The sequence below is a fragment of the Herminiimonas contaminans genome, from assembly GCF_015645465.1.
Classification (GTDB): domain Bacteria; phylum Pseudomonadota; class Gammaproteobacteria; order Burkholderiales; family Burkholderiaceae_D; genus Oxalicibacterium; species Oxalicibacterium contaminans.
Genome location: NZ_JADOEL010000002.1, coordinates 64,601 through 85,103, shown reverse-complemented (window position 1 = coordinate 85,103; position 20,503 = coordinate 64,601). Strand labels below are relative to the sequence as shown.

The 20,503-nt window shown below is 53.1% G+C and carries 17 protein-coding genes; 14 read left to right on the top strand and 3 right to left on the bottom strand.

The features are described 5' to 3' along the window. Positions 1–6 precede the first annotated feature (6 nt). The 5 genes from ilvC to IXC47_RS02740 all read left to right on the top strand — a co-directional run bounded on the left by ilvC (position 7) and on the right by IXC47_RS02740 (position 5,191). Positions 7–1,023, top strand: a complete 1,017-nt coding sequence (gene ilvC / locus IXC47_RS02760) for a ketol-acid reductoisomerase (RefSeq protein ID WP_124573824.1) — start codon at positions 7–9, stop codon at positions 1,021–1,023. Positions 1,024–1,308: 285 nt separating this feature from the next. Then, positions 1,309–2,055, top strand: a complete 747-nt coding sequence (locus IXC47_RS02755; protein ID WP_195874619.1) for an SIMPL domain-containing protein — start codon at positions 1,309–1,311, stop codon at positions 2,053–2,055. Between the two features lie 348 nt (positions 2,056–2,403). Next, complete coding sequence (gene pssA / locus IXC47_RS02750) at positions 2,404–3,171, top strand: CDP-diacylglycerol--serine O-phosphatidyltransferase (protein WP_370458611.1); 768 nt, start codon at positions 2,404–2,406, stop codon at positions 3,169–3,171. Positions 3,172–3,230: 59 nt separating this feature from the next. After that, entirely contained in the window at positions 3,231–4,772 is a 1,542-nt protein-coding gene (locus IXC47_RS02745; RefSeq protein ID WP_195874618.1) for a 2-isopropylmalate synthase, read from the top strand. 182 nt (positions 4,773–4,954) lie between these two features. Further along, positions 4,955–5,191 (top strand): hypothetical protein, encoded by a 237-nt coding sequence (locus tag IXC47_RS02740; protein ID WP_175625638.1) that lies wholly within the window; start codon positions 4,955–4,957, stop codon positions 5,189–5,191. A 1-nt stretch (position 5,192) separates the two neighbouring features. On the opposite strand, the gene IXC47_RS02735 is transcribed toward IXC47_RS02740, so the two are convergent. Beyond that, positions 5,193–7,322, bottom strand: a complete 2,130-nt coding sequence (locus IXC47_RS02735) for a putative bifunctional diguanylate cyclase/phosphodiesterase (protein ID WP_195874617.1) — start codon at positions 7,320–7,322, stop codon at positions 5,193–5,195. 594 nt (positions 7,323–7,916) lie between these two features. On the opposite strand from IXC47_RS02735, the gene IXC47_RS02730 reads away from it, so the two are divergent. Together IXC47_RS02730 and IXC47_RS02725 are read left to right on the top strand one after the other, a co-directional pair. Beyond that, positions 7,917–8,372: a PA2169 family four-helix-bundle protein gene (locus tag IXC47_RS02730; protein WP_230089366.1), complete on the top strand. Its 456-nt coding sequence runs from the start codon at positions 7,917–7,919 to the stop codon at positions 8,370–8,372. 83 nt (positions 8,373–8,455) lie between these two features. Next, complete coding sequence (locus IXC47_RS02725; protein WP_230089365.1) at positions 8,456–8,758, top strand: DUF883 family protein; 303 nt, start codon at positions 8,456–8,458, stop codon at positions 8,756–8,758. A gap of 113 nt (positions 8,759–8,871) precedes the next feature. On the opposite strand, the gene IXC47_RS02720 is transcribed toward IXC47_RS02725, so the two are convergent. Then, a complete protein-coding gene (locus IXC47_RS02720) occupies positions 8,872–11,673 on the bottom strand; it encodes an EAL domain-containing protein (RefSeq protein WP_195874616.1) in 2,802 nt (933 codons plus the stop codon). A 250-nt stretch (positions 11,674–11,923) separates the two neighbouring features. Continuing rightward, positions 11,924–12,730 (bottom strand): PP2C family protein-serine/threonine phosphatase, encoded by an 807-nt coding sequence (locus IXC47_RS02715; protein ID WP_195874615.1) that lies wholly within the window; start codon positions 12,728–12,730, stop codon positions 11,924–11,926. A 189-nt stretch (positions 12,731–12,919) separates the two neighbouring features. Here IXC47_RS02715 and IXC47_RS02710 point away from each other — a divergent pair, with 189 nt between their 5' ends. The 7 genes from IXC47_RS02710 (at position 12,920) to rlmD (ending at position 20,448) form a co-directional block, all read left to right on the top strand. After that, positions 12,920–13,123, top strand: a complete 204-nt coding sequence (locus IXC47_RS02710; RefSeq protein WP_175626084.1) for a YdcH family protein — start codon at positions 12,920–12,922, stop codon at positions 13,121–13,123. A gap of 77 nt (positions 13,124–13,200) precedes the next feature. After that, a complete protein-coding gene (locus IXC47_RS02705) occupies positions 13,201–15,234 on the top strand; it encodes an ATP-dependent DNA helicase (RefSeq protein WP_195874614.1) in 2,034 nt (677 codons plus the stop codon). Positions 15,235–15,307: 73 nt separating this feature from the next. Continuing rightward, positions 15,308–16,045 (top strand): 5'/3'-nucleotidase SurE, encoded by a 738-nt coding sequence (gene surE, locus IXC47_RS02700; protein ID WP_175625643.1) that lies wholly within the window; start codon positions 15,308–15,310, stop codon positions 16,043–16,045. Further along, on the top strand, positions 16,042–16,908 hold the full coding sequence (locus tag IXC47_RS02695) for a protein-L-isoaspartate(D-aspartate) O-methyltransferase (protein ID WP_195874613.1): 867 nt from the start codon (positions 16,042–16,044) through the stop codon (positions 16,906–16,908). Before surE ends, IXC47_RS02695 begins: the two co-directional genes overlap by 4 nt. Before the next feature lie 39 nt (positions 16,909–16,947). Beyond that, positions 16,948–17,883: a peptidoglycan DD-metalloendopeptidase family protein gene (locus IXC47_RS02690; RefSeq protein WP_195874612.1), complete on the top strand. Its 936-nt coding sequence runs from the start codon at positions 16,948–16,950 to the stop codon at positions 17,881–17,883. A gap of 6 nt (positions 17,884–17,889) precedes the next feature. Continuing rightward, positions 17,890–18,927, top strand: coding sequence for an RNA polymerase sigma factor RpoS (gene rpoS / locus IXC47_RS02685; RefSeq protein ID WP_230089364.1), 1,038 nt, complete (start codon positions 17,890–17,892; stop codon positions 18,925–18,927). Between the two features lie 147 nt (positions 18,928–19,074). Beyond that, entirely contained in the window at positions 19,075–20,448 is a 1,374-nt protein-coding gene (rlmD, locus tag IXC47_RS02680) for a 23S rRNA (uracil(1939)-C(5))-methyltransferase RlmD (RefSeq protein ID WP_195874611.1), read from the top strand. Positions 20,449–20,503 lie beyond the last annotated feature (55 nt).

Genomic DNA, 20,503 nt, shown 5'->3' with positions numbered 1-20,503 from the left:
AACATCATGAAAGTTTTCTACGATAAAGATTGTGATCTGTCGCTGATCAAAGGTAAAAACGTTGCCATCATCGGTTACGGTTCGCAAGGTCACGCGCACGCGCAAAACTTGAACGATTCCGGCGTCAAAGTGACTGTCGGTCTGCGTAAAGGCGGCGCATCCTGGGATAAAGTGAAGAACGCAGGTCTGAACGTTGCTGAAGTCAATGACGCAGTTAAAGCTGCTGACGTCATCATGATTTTGCTGCCAGATGAAAACATCGCTCAGGTCTACAACGAAAACGTTGCTCCTTACGCTAAACAAGGCGCAGTACTGGCATTCGCACACGGCTTCAACGTTCACTACGGTCAAGTTGTGCCACGCGCTGATCTGGACGTCATCATGATCGCGCCAAAAGCACCAGGCCACACCGTACGTGGTACCTACTCGCAAGGTGGCGGCGTGCCTCACCTGATCGCTGTGTACCAGGACAAATCCGGCGTCGCACGCGACATCGCTTTGTCGTACGCAATGGCTAACGGCGGCGGCCGTGCCGGCATCATCGAAACCAACTTCCGCGAAGAAACGGAAACAGATTTGTTCGGCGAACAAGCTGTTCTGTGCGGTGGCGCGGTTGAACTGATCAAAGCTGGTTTCGAAACCCTGACCGAAGCTGGTTACGCTCCGGAAATGGCTTACTTCGAATGCTTGCACGAACTGAAACTGATCGTTGATCTGATCTATGAAGGCGGTATCGCTAACATGAACTACTCGATCTCGAACAATGCAGAATACGGTGAATACGTGACCGGCCCACGCGTCGTCACTGAAGACACCAAAAATGCAATGCGTCAATGCCTGAAAGACATTCAAACCGGCGAATACGCGAAGAGCTTCATCCTGGAAAACAAGGCAGGCGCACCTACCCTGATTTCCCGTCGTCGTTTGACAGCTGAACACCAAATCGAAGAAGTTGGTGCAAAACTGCGCGCGATGATGCCTTGGATTGCTAAAAACAAACTGGTAGATCAAACTAAAAACTAAGTTTGATTTAACTAGCTGCGGGCATCAAACGGTATGCGCTTGCAAGCGCATACCGCGCTCAGCCGAAAAACCACGCACTAGCGTGGTTTTTTTTCGTCTTCGCGTGCCTTGGATCGCTAAAAACAAACTGGTAGACCAAACCAAAAACTAATTTGGCTTAACTAGTTGCTGGCTAGCCAATCTTGTAAAAAAGTGTGACGATTGCTGGTCAGAAAGAACTTAAGCCATAAGCTGGCTGTCGAATCGCAGCTTGCCTTTCTTTTACGTTTTTTTGGGAGATATCACATGTCACAATTCAAAACCCTGCTGGCCCTTGGTTGCGTAGCTGCGAGTGCGACTGCATTTGCACAGTCACCAGCACCGGTACAAACGACGGGCACCCTGGTCATCGTTCCTGCTTATGGCGAAGTCAAACACGCGAATGACGAAGCACGCCTGACGCTGATGGTCGAAGAGCAGGACAAGGACAAAGCAGCTGCAGCGTCACGCGTAAATAAAAAAATGAAGCAGGGTACCGAGATCGTGCGCAAAGCCGATCCGCAAGCCGTGCTGAGCACACGCGGTTATTACACCTATGCGGTTTATCCGGAAGACCAGCCGCGTCAGTCGAATAAAGCGCGCCAGCCTACCGCATGGCGTGTCGGCCAGTATCTGGAAGTAAAAACCACCAACCTGAACGCATTGCCTAAGACAGTCTCGGCAGCGCAGGGCGTGCTGGCCCTGAACGGCCTGCAATTTGGCCTGACTGATGCGACCGCGAAGAAGCTGGATGCAGAGCGTATCGATGCAACCTATAAAAACCTGACTGAACGTACCGCGGCGATTGCACGTGCGATGGGTCGTAACCCGGCCGATGCGGTGATGGATACCGTGGACTTTGAAGGTTCCGGTAACTACGCGGAAATGGCGGCTGCACCGAAGATGATGCGGGCCTCGATGGCAGCCGATGCAGCACCGGTAGAAGAGCCTAGCTTTGAACCAGGCGAAACAACCTTGAACATGCGTGTAGTAGGCAAGGTGCGCTTCCGTTAAGACCGGATGTGATAGCGCGGCATACGCCCGATATCGCATTGCAGCATGAAATCCAGGAATGGCCGCTACCGAAGTAGCGGCCATTGTCGTTTTTAACGCATTTCCAGCCCTGTTGCAGGGCAAGAATTATGTGATGTTTATGGCCACCATCAGCCGGTTACATTGCCCGTCTGATACACTACGCCTCCTGATCTTCCAACCACAGCGCCAGCTGAAAACAGGACACGCATGTCAAGTTTCAATCGTCGAAAAGCGAAAAATAGCAAAGTTCCTTATACCAAGCCCCGGCCGCTCGGCAGGCTTGCACGTGGCAACCAGAGTTTGCCACCTGAGACGGAGGAAGTCCTTATGCCGCGTCCAACCCTGCGCCGCCGTGGTATTTACCTGTTGCCGAATGCATTCACCACGGCCGGACTGTTTTGCGGCTTTTACGCCATCGTGATGGCAATGGGGCAGAAGTTCGACTACGCTGCAATTGCGATTTTCGCAGCGATGGTGCTGGATGCGATTGATGGTCGTGTGGCCCGCCTGACGAATACCCAAAGCGAGTTTGGCGCGCAGTACGACAGCCTGGCTGATATGGTTTCCTTCGGTGCGGCACCGGCGCTGGTGGTGTATGTCTGGGCGCTGCAGGATATGGGCAAGCTCGGCTGGCTCGCCGCTTTCGTGTACTGCGCTGGTGGTGCTTTGCGCCTGGCACGTTTCAATACGAATATTGCAGTGGTCGACAAGCGTTACTTCCAGGGCTTGCCTAGCCCGGCTGCAGCAGCACTGGTCGCTGGCTTTATCTGGCTGATGCAAGACCTGGGTTTTGCCGGTCCTGACCTGAGCTGGATTGCGTGGGGTATTACTTTGTATGCCGGTCTGACCATGGTGACTAACGTACCGTTTTATAGCTTCAAGGACATCAACTTCCGCAAGTCGGTGCCGTTTATCGGGATCTTCCTGATCGTGCTGGCGTTCGTAGTGGTATCCAGTGATCCGCCTAAAGTGTTGTTTGGTTTATTTGTCCTGTATGGCTTGTCCGGGTACTGCGTTTATTTCTGGCGTCTGGCCAAAGGCAAACCGGTCAGCAGCATTGTCCAGACCGAGCTGGAACCACACGACGATCACTGATCTGATTTTTACAAGTACTGAATAGCTTTTCCCAAGGCGCATTTCCCAAGGATATAAACATGTCTTCCAACAAACTCATCATATTTGACACCACCCTGCGTGATGGTGAGCAATCTCCCGGCGCTTCGATGACCAAGGATGAAAAAATCCGCATCGCACGACAACTGGAGCGTTTGAAGGTCGACATTATCGAAGCCGGTTTTGCTGCGGCGTCGCAAGGTGATTTTGAATCTATCCATGCGATTTCCAGCATCATCAAGGATGCCACCGTGTGCTCGCTGTCGCGTGCGAATGACAAAGATATTGCACGTGCTGCCGAAGCCCTGGCGCCAGCCGAAAGAAAGCGTATCCATACCTTCCTCGCGACGTCTCCTTTGCATATGGAGAAGAAGCTGCGCATGACGCCGGATCAGGTGTTTGAACAAGCGAAGTTGGCCGTGCGTTATGCGCGTAACTTCACCGACGACATCGAGTTCAGCCCGGAAGATGGCAGCCGTTCCGATATCGATTTCCTGTGCCGCGTGATTGAAGCAGTCATCAACGAAGGTGCGACCACCATTAACTTCGCCGACACCGTCGGTTACGGTGTGCCTGGGCTGTACGGCAATATGCTCAAGACCTTGCGCGAACGTATCCCGAACTCGGACAAGGCGGTCTGGTCCGTGCATTGCCATAACGATCTGGGCATGGCGGTAGCGAACTCGCTGGCTGGTGTGATGATAGGTGGCGCGCGCCAGGTTGAATGTACGATCAACGGCCTGGGCGAGCGTGCCGGTAATACTGCGCTGGAAGAAATCGTGATGGCGGTGCGTACCCGTAAAGATCACTTCAACCTGGAAGTCGGCATCGATACCACGCAGATTGTCCCTACTTCAAAACTGGTGTCGCAGATTACAGGCTTTGCCGTGCAGCCGAATAAATCCGTGGTCGGTGCGAACGCGTTTGCTCATGCTTCCGGCATTCATCAGGATGGCGTATTGAAGGCGCGTGATACCTACGAAATCATGCGTGCAGAAGATGTGGGCTGGAGCACCAACAAGATTGTGTTGGGTAAATTGTCCGGTCGCAATGCATTCAAGCAGCGCCTGGAAGAACTCGGCATTACGCTGGATTCAGCTGCAGAGATGGATGCAGCCTTTGTGCGCTTCAAGGAATTGGCTGATCGTAAATCCGATATCTTCGACGAAGACATCATGGCGCTGGTATCGGACGAGCAGCAATCGCATGAGAAGGAATATTACAGCTTTGTTTCCTTGTCACAGCAATCGTCGACCGGTTCCAAACCGGCAGCGAATGTCGTCTTCTCGATAGATGGCAAGGAAGAAAGCTGCAAAGGCGAGGGCAATGGTCCGGTGGATGCCATCGTCAATGCGATTGAGTCCAAGGTTGAGAGTGGGGCTGAATTGTTGCTGTTCTCCGTGAACGCCATCACTACCGGTACCGAGTCGCAAGGTGAAGTCACCATGCGTTTGTCCAAAGCTGGACGTATCGTTAATGGCGTTGGCGCTGATCTGGATATCGTGGTTGCGTCGGCCAAGGCCTATATTTCTGCCTTGAATAAATTGCATTCGAAGATAGAGAAACTGAATCCGCAACTGTGATCATGTGTCGCTGACTATGCGAAGGCCTTGCCACCAAGCAAGGCCTTTTTTGTTTGCGGCTGTGTAAGTTCGGCGATCGCAGGCTTAAGTGCGACAGCGTACAGAATGCCCGTGTTGCCCGGATTTAGAATCGCAGCTCCTATACATCGCTTGGTAGCACTGCCTGTGCAAGGGGAGGCTGTATGGAGCATGCAAATAATTCGCATATCTTCCGACTGTTCCTGGCCGCTTTGAGCCTGGTCGTTTTCACGACTGCTGCGGCAGTGATGATAGTGGCCTGGATCTCTGCCGTACCGGAAGCCTACGCTGTCGATTTGGGGCAATCGCAGGTGTTGACGCCGTATATGGTGTGGCATCAGTCCTGGCACTACAGCGCATCGCTATACGATCCGCTGGCACTGGCTTATTGCACCAAGTAGATTAGTGCTGTATGTGCAGCCCGGTGTTGCCCATGCTACCTGGTGTGTGCAGGTTCAGCTGTATGGCCTTCAGTGCATCGATCGCGGCCATGAATTGCTCGGATGCCATCGGATGGCCCATGAAATAGCCTTGTAAGGTATCGCAGCCGAGGGTGGTCAGGAATTCCTGCTGCTTCTCGGTTTCCACACCTTCTGCCACGATGCGCAAATTGAGCGAGCGCCCCAGCGCCACGATGGCAGAAACGATGGATGCGTCATCCGTTCCTTGCGCCAGATCGCGTATGAAACCGCGGTCTATCTTCAGCTCGGTTGCAGGCAGGCGTTTCAGGTAGAGCAGGCTGGAATAGCCGGTGCCGAAATCGTCGATTGAAATTTCCACGCCGAGATTCACCAGTTGTTCGAGGATGGTCAGGCTGGCTTCGACATTGTGCATGGCAGTGGATTCTGTAACTTCCAGCATCAGCGAGGTAGCTGGCAAATTATTGCGCTCCAGCGTTTCCTTCACCATCTCCACCAGATTGTCATTGCTGAACTGGACGGAGGACAGATTTACAGCCATCTTCCATTGCGGGTAACCCTCGTCATACCATTTGCGCATCTGGCGGCAAGCTTCATCCAGCACCCATTCACCGATAGGGACAATCAGGCCGGTTTTTTCTGCCAGGCTGATGAAGTCAGCCGGTGCAATGATGCCGCGCACTGGGTGCTGCCAACGCAGCAGTGCTTCGGCACCGACTACTACGCCATCGGTCGTATTGAACTTGGGCTGATAGTGCAGACGGAATTCCTTGCGTTCCAGTGCCGTGCGCAAATCCTGTATCACCTGCAACTGATTGTGCGCATTGATATTCATCGATGCTTCGAAGAAGTGATAGCCGTTACGTCCGGTACTCTTGGTGTGGTACATCGCCGCATCGGCATGCACCAGCAAATCGTGCCGTGTCTTGCCGTCTTCCGGATACACGGCGATACCGATACTGGCCGATATGCCGAGGTTGTATTGCGCTATATCGAAAGGCTGGTTCAGTGTGGTGCACAGCTTGTCCGCTACCGAAGCGGCATCTTCCGGCTCCTTGACTTCAATCAGCATGACGAATTCATCACCGCCGAGGCGGGCTGCCGTATCCTGCGCGCGAATGTTGTCGCGTATGCGTTGCGCGACATCAATCAGCAACAGGTCGCCGATATGATGGCCGAGCGAATCATTGATCGCCTTGAAACCATCAAGGTCGATGAACATCAATGCAAAGCGGCCTTGCTCACGCACTGCCTTGTGCACCATTTGATCGAGGCGGTCTTCCAGCAGGGTACGGTTAGGTAGTTTGGTCAGGTTGTCCTGCAATGCCTGCTTGGTCAATTCCTGATTGGCCAAGGCCAGCGAGCGTACCAGTTTGCCGGTTTGTGAATCGAGGCGTGCATCCAGTACCGATGTCAGCAATGCGATCGCCAATACGGCGAGGGTGGTGACGATGACAACGATCGCCAGCCAGCCCGGGCTGACGCCTTCGACTGCCGCACGGCAAATGCTGCCGAGCGGAAAGCTGGCAGCAGCCATGCCGGTGTAGTGCATGCCGATGATGGCGATACCCATCACCACGGCAGCCATTGCACGCCAGCGGCCTACATTTGGTGTATTGCGTCGCAGGCGGAACGCGATCCACAAGGCGGCGCCAGCGGCACTGATCGCAATCAGGATAGACAGCGCAAACAACAGCGGGTCATAGTCGATGCTTGGTGTCATGCGCATTGCGGCCATACCGGTGTAATGCATGGCCGCAATGGCCACGCCCATCAGGACGGCACTGCCCAGCAATTTTATAAACGGTAATTCAGGTTGGCTGATGCGCCATAAGGCAAAGCCGGATGCGACGATTGCGATCAATAGCGAGAGCGCCGTAATGCCCAAATCGTAGCCGAGTGCGATCGGCAGGTTGAAGGACAGCATGCCTATGAAGTGCATGGACCAGATGCCTATACCCATCGCGATTGCACCGCCGACCAGCCATAGGGTGGCGCCCTTATCGCTGGTGGAATTGATCCGGCCTGCCATGTCCAGCGCCGTGTAAGAGGCGAGTATGGCAACCAGTAATGAGATCAATACCAGTAGCGAGTCGTAATGTGCGGTCAGCATAGAAAGGCTTTATTCATTTAAAAAGACAAACTGGTTTGATACGAAATTCGCAAGCTTTCCTGGTATTTCTTTCAGCACGATACTGGGCAGAAAACGTATAGGTTTTCTGTCTTTTAAGCTCGTTCGGCTAAATGAAGATTGACTTGATATTTCAGCAACTTCTGCGGTGTCGAGGCAGCAAGAATGAAGTGGAACGACGCGGAAACTACGATTCCAATTGATGGCCCAGTATGCCCAAACGCATCGAACATTGTACCTTGCCTGTCAGAAATATGAATTTAGCAGCAATAAGCGTCTATTTTGCCTCGAATTGCGCATACGAATATATAACTAATGTGAAATCAAGACTTCATAGTTATATGTGCGTTGCCGAACAGAGTTCTGTACGGCTTTGCCTCATATTGATTTTTACTGCCATCCCATACCGATAGTGATCCATCGGTATTTTCCACCAAAGAAAACGCGCTCTAAAAATTTCCACGCTTGCTCGGATCGGTAGTGGCGATTCGTGGTCGAAGTAACACGTGACAGAATTCGCTACGGCACTCGGGGGAAAAACATGAGAGCCGGATTTGATGTTTTCTGAAAGGAATCATGATGAGAGACGATGTGCTGACGACCCTCAATGAATTGCTGGAGGCGTGCAGGGATGGCGAAGCAGGTTTCAAGACCTGCGCAGAAGATATACGTGATGCTCAATTGAAGCAGCCTTTTCTGAGCCTCGCGCATGGTTGTAATGACGCGGCCCAGGAGTTGAGTGCTTTGCTGGTTTCACGCGGTGGCAATCCCGAGCAAGGTCATAGCCGGGGCACAAGCTTGCACCGTCGCTGGATAGACATCAAGTCATCGCTGATGGGGAAAAACGATGATGCAGTTATGAAGGAATGTGAGCGTGGCGAAGATCTGGCGCTGAAAAGTTATCGCCGTGCGCTGGAGCAGGATTTGCCGCTCGATGTGAGAGCTGTGGTGGAACGTCAGTATCAGAGCGTGATCCAACACCACGAGCTCATGAAGAATTTGCGTGATCGTGCCCATTTGTCCATGAGTTGATAGCCTGGCCCTGATGCTATGAACAGGGCGTTTTTTCGTGCCGCTGACAGGCGGAACATTGATACACCTTTTAGGAGAAAACGATGATGGAATCCAAAGTAGATGATATTTCGAAAGATCTGAAAGCCTTGTCTAAGGATACGAAGGAACTGGCGCGTGAAGCCAAATCGCAGGCGGTAGAAAAAACCGGTGAGCTGAGCAAGAAGTATGTGGAATTCATGGATTCCGCTATCGCTGCAGCCAAGGAAATCCCTACCGTTGCCGTGAAAAAAACCAAGGAAGTTGCGTCGACCACGGACGACTATGTCACGCATAACCCATGGCGCGCGGTCACTATTTCCGCTGGTCTCGGCCTGGTGCTGGGCTTTCTGTTCTCGCGCAAGTAAGGCAGGTCTGTGACTTAGTCCGCAGGTTCGCTCCGAGAGTACTCGGATAAATTCATCAGCCAGTCAGGTTTGTACCTGTCTGGCTTTTTTATTGGACTAAATTACTGGCGAACTTATTTTCCATCCAGTGGTGGATAGAAGGGTTTCTTGGCATGCAGTGCGCTACCTTGTACATAGCTGATGCCTATGCTGCGCAATTTTTTCAAGATGGTGTCGCTATCGACATTCGGTGCGATGGTTTTGATACCCATCACGTTGCTGATGTGTTGTATTGCTTCTATCTTGGCAAAGTCGACCGGATCGTTCTCCATACCCTGGATATAGCCACCATCGATTTTCAGGAAATCGACATCCAAATGCTTCAGGTAAGTGAAGGACGACATACCGCTGCCAAAATCATCCAGCGCGAAGCGGCAACCTAGCGGCTTCAAGGTGTCGATGAAACTCAAGGCGCGCGTGAGATTGGTGATCGCTGTGGTTTCTGCAATCGCAAAGCAAATCGAATCGTAAGGCAGGGCAAAGTGTATGAATTGTTCGCGTACGAAATCAATGAAAGTTTCATCATCGAGTGAGCTGCCGGATATCTTGATCAGCAATACATGGAGATCGCCATCTGACTTCAATAGCGATGCTGCCTGCTGCGCGAATACTGTGCGTATTACCCAGCGATCTATGGTGGGCATGTAGTGATAACGCTCGGCCGCAGGAATGAAGGCCGTGGTCGGAATCAGGCGGCCGGCATCATCCGTCATGTAGAGGCGCAGCTCATCAAAGAAGAAGCTGCCGTTGTCGCGACGGATGTTGACGATCTCTTGTGAGTACAGACAGAAGCCATCGTTTTCAAACGCTTTTTGTATGCGCTCATTCCATTTGATCTCGCCCTGGTTCTGCGCCAGCTGATGATCTTCTGCACGATAAATATGGACGCGATTGCGACCGGTATCCTTGGCGATATAGCAGGCTGCATCTGCGGCGCTGAGCAAGTCTGGCAGCGAGAGTGCATCACTGTTGAAATTCACCAGGCCTATGCTGACGCCGATAGGGAAGATCTTGTCTTGCCACACGAAATGGAAGTCACAGATAGTCTGACGTAATTTCTCGGCGATGCGTACTGCCGAGTCAGGTGTACAGTTCTCGAGGAAAGCACCAAACTCGTCACCACCCAGACGTGCCAGCGTATCGCTATCACGCACCAGAGGTTGTAGCAAGGCAGTGATCTGGCGCAGCAACTCATCGCCAGCACTATGGCCGCAGGTGTCATTGACGATTTTGAATTGATCCAGATCCATATACAGCAGGGCATGCTGTTTGGATTGAAGTGCCAGCGTATCAATAGCTACTTCGAGTCGGCGTTCGAATTCACGACGATTGAACAAGCCAGTCAACGGATCATGTGCGGCCTGGTGCGACAACTGTATCGCGAGTTTGCGTGAGTCACTCACATCGTGGAACACCAGTACCACGCCTATAATTTTGCCATCGCGATCACGTATAGGTGCAGCTGAATCTTCAACTGCGTATTCGTTGCCGTTGCGGCTGAGCAGGACGGTATCTTTGATCAGTTCGACATTGCTCTGTTGTTCGAATACCAGTTCGACCGGATTCGGAACCGGTTCACGCGTGTGACCATTGATGATTTTGAAGACGCGGGTTGATGGTAAACCTTCTGCTTCTGTTTTGCTCCAACCAGTGAGATTTTCTGCAACCGGATTCATATATTCAATATTGCCCGATTTGTCGGTGGTAATGACCGCATCGGCAATCGATTCCAGCGTGACTTGTGCACGTTCTTTTTCTGCGAACAGGATGGCTTTCGACTGTTCACGTTCTGCTTCGTGTTCCTGCAATGAGCTGGCCATGCTGTCGAAGGCACGTGCCAGTTGGCTGATTTCTTCCTTGCCGTACTTGATGCCGGTACGTGCATTCAGATTGCCACCTGCAAGCTGATCGGCGGTACGCACCAGCGCTTTGACCCGGCGCAGGATGATGACATCGCCGACGAACCAGGCAGCGATTAAAGCCAGCAAGGCAATCACTGCCAGCGTCGTGAGTTCCATCATCTGCAGGTGATTGGCCGGTGCCACAATGTCATCCATCGGGATGCCGATGCTGACCTTGAAGTTGGAGATATTGTTGGTGCCTACCGGTGCGAACGCATGCAGGCGTGTCACGCCATCCGCATCCGTCAGTGCGGAGGTACCGAAGCCAACCTTGATCATCACATCGAACAGCGATGGTGGTGTGCGCGTACCTATCCATTTTTCCGGATTCGGTCGTCGGGCGATGATGGTGCCGTTGCTATCAGCGGTTACCAGCACCGCACCTGCTGGTAGTTCGATATCACTGACAAAGCGATCCAGCACGCTCAGGTCGAGCGCGGCGAAAATCACCGCCTGTACGTCGCCGCCATTGCCTACGATGGGATACATCAGATTGATCGTATGTTTGCGTACAGTGCGACCCATGATGTAGTCGCCGGTGGAAAAAGTTTTGTCCTGTACCGTACGTTTGAAATGCGGGCGATCACCTAGGTTGGTTTTTTCCGCCAGCGGTAGTGCGCTGCAGCTGACGTCGCCATTCAACTGCGCCACGCCGAAGTTCACATAGCCTTCATTTTTCTTCAGGATGGTGCCGAGGAACTGGCCGCAAGTTTTGGCATCGCCGCGTAGTTCAGGAATAACGGACAGCACTGTTAACAGTTGTCGTGCACCTTCGATGGAACGCGCCTCACTGGTGGCTGCCAATTGCGTTAATTGCTGCAAACTGTCTTCTGCCATGCGTATGGCTTGCTGCCGTTCCTTCCAGGCGCCATAGACTGTCAGAATGACGGGCGGCACGATCGCGAGCAATACCAGTACCAGCAAGCGCACGCGCAAGCTATCGAAGTTGGAACGAGAGGGCAGAGTTTTTTTCAATGCATGATCTTTTCAAATGGCGACGGATTGCACGACGCCCGGATTGTGGCCGGACTGTACAAACTATCCAGGCGCTGAAAGATATGTCTGGGTGTAGGTTTTCAGCGACTGCTGGCTACCTTGCGGTAGAGGTATGCTCAAGAATCTTCCCGCTTTGTTAGAAGCTAACGGGTAGTGGCAGCTTTCGTCAAGCAGGGCGGTCAAATTAGTCCGCCGCTTGTAAAAATTTCAAATCGTTTTCGAATCGTTTTTAAATCGCGCTGCGCATTTTTTTAATCGTATAGTCTTTGACTTCCTTGGCTGGTTTGACCAGTTTGACTATGGCTAAAGTGCAATTGTCAGCTTTGCTACCGACAGCTCGTTTACGCGCGTTGGCAATCAGCATTTCAGAAGCCTTGCGCGGCGTATTCATCGCGATGGCCGCACCCAGTTCGGCATCGCTGAAATAAGACCATAAGCCATCGGTACACAGCAGGAAGGAATCGCCTGCCTTCAGGCCGTCGCGGCGATTCAGGCTGATATTGAATTCATTGTTGCTATTGCCGAGTACATTTACCAGCAGGTTGGCCAGCAAGGGGTCCTTGGCTTTGGCTTCATCCAGCTTGTTTTCGGCTTTTAACTGTTCCAGATAAGTGTGGTCTATCGTACGCTTGATGCAATTCGGACCATCGAAGTAATACAGACGGGAATCACCTACATGCGCCCAGATTGCACTGTTTTGTGGCGTGATGATCAACAAGACTACGGTACTGTGCGGTTTCTTGTCGGAAGACATGGCCGATAACTTGATCACGGTGTCGGCTTCGTCTGCAATAGTGTGCAGGATAGCTTCCGGATTGTCGGTCAGCGGTGAAAAACGTTCGAAAATCTGTTGCGCACTACGTACGACTTGCTCCGCCGCCAGGGCGCCGCCGGATAAACCTCCCATACCGTCAGCAATGACGGCTAACATATAGCCAGGCGCCTTGGGCGCGGCAAACAGGGCAACCCGGTCTTGCTGTTCGCTGCGGTCGCCTATGTGTTGGCCGGTTCCTGCTTCTATCTCGTATTGGCGCATGCGTGTTAGTGGATTAAACTTATGGCTAGGAATTGTTGCGTTTGATTATTGCATGCAGAGTCCTGCGGAAGTAAAAGCAGGGCTTTTAAAATTGTAAGAATTTTTTACAATTGAAGGACGGTGGTTGACTGGCGACCGCCTTGGAAATTTGAATTGTTTCATCGACAAGAAGACAGACAAGATATGACTATGAACACTGCGCACGCTCTTCTTCATCAACGTATAGTCGAACTGGAAGTGGAACACCGGGACCTGGATGCCGTGATTGAGATGATGGTGCGTGACGGCCGCCATGAAGAGTTACAATTGCGCCGTCTGAAGAAACGGAAGTTGCAGCTGAAAGACAATATCACCTTGCTTAAAATGCAATTGATTCCGGATATCCCTGCCTGATTCCTGCCAGCAGTCGCACTGATGTGTTGATGTGCGCTTGTTTCCCCATTCCCAACGTTTATAGCTAGACAGTTATTTTGATCGACGAACCTTCTGCATTGCCTGTAGCCGCCACACACGATGCCGAGATCGATCAGCTGTTTGGTGTTAATAGCCCGCTGGGCCATGCGGTCGGCTCTTTTCGGCCGCGCCAGTCACAGACTGAGATGGCCAAGGCGATTGCGCATGCCATCTCCCATCAAACGACGCTGATCGCGGAAGCCGGTACCGGTACCGGCAAGACCTTTGCCTATCTGGTGCCTGCGCTGCTGTGGGGCGGCAAGGTGATCGTCTCGACCGGTACCAAAAACTTGCAGGATCAGCTCTACTTGCGCGATATCCCCAGCGTACGCAAAGCCTTGAACGCACCGGTCTCGGTAGCCTTGCTGAAAGGACGGGCCAATTACGTCTGTCACTTCCATCTGGAACGCACCCTGCAAAATGGTCGCCTGACTTCGCGCGACGACGTCGGTCATCTGCGTGAGATTTCGCGCTTCATGAAAACCACCAGTTCCGGCGATAAGGCGGAATTGTCGAAAGTACCAGAAACAGCTTCCATCTGGAATTTGGTGACTTCGACCCGTGATACCTGTATGGGAGCCGAGTGTCAGTACTACCAGGACTGTTTTGTAATGAAGGCGCGCAAGGAAGCGCAGCAGGCCGATGTGGTGGTGGTTAACCATCATTTGTTCTTCGCTGATGTGGCGCTGAAGGACACCGGCGTGGCGGAACTGCTGCCGTCGGCCAATACAATTATTTTCGATGAGGCGCATCAGTTGCCGGACACCGCGACACTCTTCTTCGGCGACACGATTTCAACCTCGCAAGTACTGGAACTGTGCCGTGATGTGCTGGCTGAAGGCTTGTCGCATGCACGTGATGGCGCTGACTGGGCCGCTACGGTGACACCTGTTGAGCGTGCAGCCCGTGATCTGCGCCTGACCTTCCCGCAAGACATTGTGCGCCTGGCAGTCAACCAGATCGCACCGTCGAGCGCTTTTTTTCCAGCGCTGGAAACACTAAAAGAGCAGCTCGATAACATGATCGCCGTCCTGCAAAAGCAGGCTGAGCGCGCAGATACGATAGAACAATGTCGGGTGCGGGCGCTGGAACTGGCGATGCGGCTGGACGCATGGAATAAGCCGCAGACCGAAGAAGTCATCCTTGGCCAGGAAAGCGTATTGTGGGTGGAGGCGTATTCGACTTCGCTGCAATTACACCGGACACCTTTATCCATCGCACCGATTTTCAATAAGCAGCGCGAGGGTGTGCCGCGCAGCTGGATCTTCACGTCCGCTACGTTGGCAGTAAAGAACGATTTCAATCACTACAGCGCGCAAATGGGGTTGTGGGACGAACCAGCACAATCTTGGCCCAGTCCGTTCGAATATGGCGAACAGGGTTTGCTCTATGTGCCGAACACCTTGCCGCAGCCGAATTCACCTGAGTACACCGATGCCGTGATTGATGCGGCTTTGCCGGTGATCGAAGCGGCTGGTGGCGGTGCCTTCCTGCTCTGCACCACGATACGCGCAGTCAATCGTGCGGCCGAGCGCCTGCGTGAAGAGTTTGAGCGACGCAAGCTGCCATTCCCATTAATGGTGCAAGGCGAGGCTGGGCGTACCGAATTGCTGGATCGTTTCCGCGCTGCCGGGAACGCAGTCCTGATAGGCAGCCAGAGTTTCTGGGAAGGTGTGGACGTGCGCGGCGATGCCTTGTCTGTCGTCATTATCGACAAGCTGCCATTTTCACCGCCGGATGATCCGGTGCTGGCGGCGCGTATTGAAGCACTGGAGCGCAAGGGCTTGAATGGCTTTATGCACCATCAGTTGCCCGCTGCAATCATCAACCTGAAGCAGGGGGCGGGTCGCCTGATCCGCGACGAACGAGATAAGGGCGTGCTGATGATTTGTGATCCGCGCCTGATTTCCAAGCCCTATGGCAAGCGCATCTGGCAAAGCCTGCCGCCATTCAAGCGGACTCGCGAACTGGCGGTGGTGCAGGAGTTCTTTAGCGCGATCGATGCGGCGACCGGGATTCCAGAACAATCCGTGCAAACGGACGAAGCCTGAAGCGCACAGAATTTATCTGAATTGAGCGGCAAGCTTATGCGGCAGCGGCGCTTGCTTCAGGTAAAATTCAGGGATGAAAATCCTTATCAGTAACGATGACGGTTACCTGGCTCCGGGGCTGATTGCCCTGGCCGATGCGATGGCAGCAATTGCCGATATCGTAGTGGTAGCTCCAGACAGCAATCGCTCCGGCAGTTCCAATTCCCTGACCCTTGATCGTCCTTTGTCCGTCTACCAGGCGGCGAATGGATTTTATTTCATCAATGGCACACCATCGGATTGCGTCCATATTGCGCTGACAGGGATTATGTCGGAGCCGCCGGATCTGATCGTTTCGGGCATTAATCAGGGGCAAAATATGGGGGACGACACCCTGTATTCAGGCACCGTGGCGGCGGCAACTGAAGGTTATCTGTTCGGTATTCCGGCCATAGCGTTTTCACAAGTCAACAAGGGTTGGGATCAGATTGATGCAGCTGCGCGGGTCGCGCGCGATATCGTCGAACGTCGCTTCGATACGTACGGCAAGCCGTTCCTGCTGAACGTCAATATTCCCAACCTGCCATACGAACAAATAAAACCACCAGTGGCAACCCGCCTCGGCAAACGGCATCAGTCGGAAGCGGTAATCAAGGCGCAGGACCCACATGGTCGTGACATTTTCTGGATAGGTCCCTGTGGTGGGCAAAAAGACGCCGGCGAGGGCACGGATTTCCACGCCACAGCGTTGGGCCATGTATCGATTACACCGTTGCAAATTGATTTGACGCATACGGCGCAACTGGAAGCCTTGAAGAAGGTTTTGGTATGACCGACAAAAGCAAGCGCTTTCCTTTATCCCTATCCTCGCTAGCCGAGAAAACGCCGCGTAATGGCGTCAGGGCAGAACCACAGCGCAAGGTGGTGACGCCACAAACCGCGACCCTGAATGCCTCCCAACACAGTAAACGTGTTGTGACTCCGACCCGCCCCGTCGAAGTACCGCGCAAGACAGCTGCTGCGCCGGTAGCAGCGGAACGTGCTACCCCGCTGGTGTCGGAATCCGTACGCAAGGCGATGACGGCGCGCGTAGCCAAGCAAGGGGTAAAAGACAGCAAGGTGCTGGCGGCGATGGACGCGGTGCCACGTCATTTATTCATGGAACCGGCACTTGCCAGCCAGGCTTATATCGATGCTTCGTTGCCAATTGGTTATCATCAAACCATCTCGCAGCCCTACATCGTGGCAAGAATGATTGAAGTTATGCGGAACAATCAGCAGGGTGGTGTACTCAATCGTGTGCTGGAAATCGGAACCGGCTGCGGTTATCAGGCTGCGGTTCTGTCCCTGGTGGCCAAGGAAGTCTATTCCATTGAACGAATCAAGGGTTTGCATGAATTGGCAAAAGCCAATTTGCGGCCTATGCGGGTTGCAAATATCCGCTTGCATTACGGAGATGGTATGCTTGGCCTACCCCAGGCGGCCCCATTTGATGGCATCATTTTGGCTGCGGCCGGACTGGAAGTGCCGCAGGCTCTGCTGGAACAAATGACTATAGGCGGGCGTCTGGTCGCCCCGGTTGGCGAGCGTCATCAGGTGTTACAGCTGATAGAACGCGTCAGCAAATTTGAATGGAAAAGTTCGACGCTGGAGGATTGCCATTTTGTGCCGCTCCGTCCAGGTACCGTAACTTAGCCCACACTGCACAACATCGCTAAAGAATAATTGAACGTAATGAGAATAAACACAACTCGACAGATATTCCTGATATCGCTGGTCGGCTTACTCAGCGCCTGTAGTTCTACCCAGAACTCGGCGCCGGTCAGTGAGCGTCGGATCGGTGGTACCACCCCGCCGAAAGCGGCGGTCGAAGACCGTACAACATATACCGTAAGAAAGGGCGATACGCTGTATCGCATCGCGCTGGATTTTGGTCAAAGCTATAGTGAAATCGTAGCCTGGAATAACCTGGCCAATCCGAACGATATTAAGGTCGGACAGGTATTGCGCGTGGCACCGCCGGATTCCGCATCTGGACGTAGCGGTGGTGCGCAAATCGGGTCCATAGCCAGTTCGTCGGGCGTCGAAAGCCGTCCGCTGGGGCCGCCTTCGACCACAACAGCTAGCACGACAGCGACAAATAAAACCAGCCCACGTGGCGAGAAGCGTCCATATTCGGATGCGACTTTAGCCGAAATGCAAAAACCAGATAGCGCGCAAGCGGCTGCTCCTGCCGCTACTACCACTGCCAAACCGGCAGCGCCTACCGAACCTGCAGCACCGGTAGCTCTGGCGACGGACGATGACAGCGTGTCCTGGATGTGGCCTGCAGAAGGCAAGGTAGTCGGTACTTTCGATGATGGTCGCAAGGGCCTGGATATTGCCGGTAAATCCGGACAGGCCGTGATGGCGGCCGGAGCAGGTAAGGTTATGTACGCGGGTAGTGGCATACGCGGCTATGGCAACCTGGTTATCGTCAAGCACACCAGCAATTTATTGTCCGCTTATGCGCATAACAAGGCTATCCTTGTAAAAGAAGGACAAAATGTCAATAAAGGACAGAAAATTGCGGAAATGGGTGATTCCGATTCAGACTCCGTGAAATTGCATTTTGAAATTCGACAGCAGGGTAAACCGGTCGATCCATCGAAGTTCTTACCGAGCCGATAATCGCTAATGACACGCAAGCACGACGTTCACGCAGAAGATGATGAAAACTCGGATGCACTGTCGTCCGAGCTCTCGCTGCAATCCGACGATGATGCGGAGAAATCCGACATCAGCGATGAAGAGGGTGATGCTGTCGAATTGGTGGAGCGTGTTGCACCGGTAGAAGTGGCCGGTATCGATGAGCTCAAGAAGGTCCTCGCAACCGAGCTGTCAACGGATGCAACCCAGCATTACCTGAATCAGATCGGTACCCGTCCTTTGCTGACGGTACCGGAGGAAGTACATTACGCAACGCTGGCCAAGCAAGGTGACTTCGCTGCGCGCCAGAAAATGATAGAACACAACCTGCGTCTGGTTGTTTCCATTGCCAAACACTACATCAATCGCGGCGTCATCCTGCTGGACCTGATCGAAGAAGGCAATCTGGGCCTGATGCGGGCGATCGACAAATTCGAACCGGAACGTGGTTTTCGTTTTTCTACCTATGCCACCTGGTGGATACGCCAAAGCATAGAGCGCGCGATCATGAACCAGGCGCGTACCGTGCGTTTACCGGTACATGTGGTGCGCGAACTGAATCAAACCTTGCGCGCCAAATTCCACCTTGAAGCTCAGCATCATGATGGCAAGGATGCGACCGCTGAAGACATTGCCCATCTGGTCGACCGCAGTGTGGAAGACGTGCAGGATATCCTGGCGCTGTCCGAACATGCGACTTCGCTGGATGCGCCGCTGGACGGTGATCCGCAATCCAGCCTGATGGATTTGCTGCAGGGCGATCATGCGAATGATCCGGATGCACTGGCCGAGCACAATGAAATGACGGTGCTGGTACATGATTGGCTGGAAAAACTACCTGATAAGCAGCGACTGGTCATCACCCGTCGCTTTGGCCTGGACAATGACGATCCAGCGACGCTGGAAGCGCTGGCAGCCGAAATGCATGTCACTCGTGAACGCGTGCGCCAGATCCAGCAAGAGGCATTGGTCAAGCTGAAACGCTCACTTACGCGCACCGGGGTCGGCAAGGACTCCTTGCTCTAGTATTGCCCAAATACGCGACAAAATGAGTGGAATACGGCGCTAAGGTGCCGCAGTTTGATATCATCCGCCTTCGCTTTCTTTATCCCATTTAACGCAAGTTGCTTATGCTCTTGATCCGCTTACGCGCTTGATTCTGAATTAGTCCCTATGCAGCAAACCATTATTGATATCGAATCCCTCGACATGGAAGCACGCGGTGTCGGCCATTTGCAGAATGAGGATGGCACGCCGGGTAAAGTCGTTTTCGTCGAAGGTGCATTGCCGAAAGAGCGCGTCGTCTATTCTTCCTATCGTAAAAAACCGAATTGGGAAGCGGCAAAAATGATGTCGCTGATCAAGGAATCGTCGCTGCGTACCAAGCCTAAATGCGCGTATTTCGGTGTTTGCGGTGGTTGCTCCATGCAGCATCTGGAGCCGAGCGCGCAGGTCGCATTGAAGCAGCGGATACTGGAAGACAACCTCAAGCACATAGGCAAGGTCAAGGCAGAAACCATGCTGCGTCCTATCCACGGACCGACCTGGGGCTATCGTTATCGCGCCCGTATTTCAGTGCGAAATGTGGTGAAAAAGGGTGGCGTGCTGGTCGGTTTCCATGAGCGCAAATCGTCGTTCATTACCGACATGAAGACTTGCGAAATCCTGCCGCCGCATGTGTCGGCTATGCTGATGCCGCTGCGTGAATTGATCGCATCGCTCTCTATCATTGATGATTTGCCGCAAATCGAATTGGCGATAGGCCAGGGGGCGCAAGAAAAAGTCACGGCCATGGTTTTGCGCATCATGACAGCGCTGACAGCTGATGACGAAGTGAAGTTAAAGGCTTTTGCCGACCTGCACCAGGTGCAATGGTGGTTGCAACCGGCTGGCCCGGATAGCGCTTATCAGTACTATCCGACGGAAAATAATCTGCACTACGCGCTGCCGGAATTCAACGTGAAGATGCCGTTCAAGCCAACGGATTTCACACAGGTCAATCATCAAATCAATCGCGTTTTGGTCGCGCGTGCCTTGCGTTTGCTGGATGCGCAGCCGACGGATCGTATTGCTGATTTGTTCTGCGGATTGGGTAACTTCACTTTGCCGATTGCGACACAAGCGCGTGAAGTCGTCGGTATAGAAGGCAGCACGACACTGACTGAGCGTTCACTGGAAAACGCCACGGCGAATGGCCTGGCAGATAAAACCTCGTTTTATTGTCGCAACCTGTTTGAGGCGAAAGCAGAGGATTTTGTCGAGCTGGGTAAATTCGATCGCATGCTCATCGATCCGCCACGTGATGGCGCGCTGGCTGTATGTGAGGCCTTGTCTGAAATGGGTAAGAGCCGTCCGGATCTGCTGCCGAGTCGTATCGTCTACGTCTCGTGTAATCCATCGACGCTGGCACGCGACGCTGCTGTTTTGGTCAACGAAGGGCAGTACGATTTGAAGAATGCGGGCGTAATCAATATGTTCCCGCATACCTCGCACGTGGAATCGATGGCGGTATTCGAACTCCGTCCAACACCGGCAGCGACGGCGTAAACATCCGTGAGCAAGCTGCAGGAATAAAAAAGCCGACTGAAAAGTCGGCTTTTTG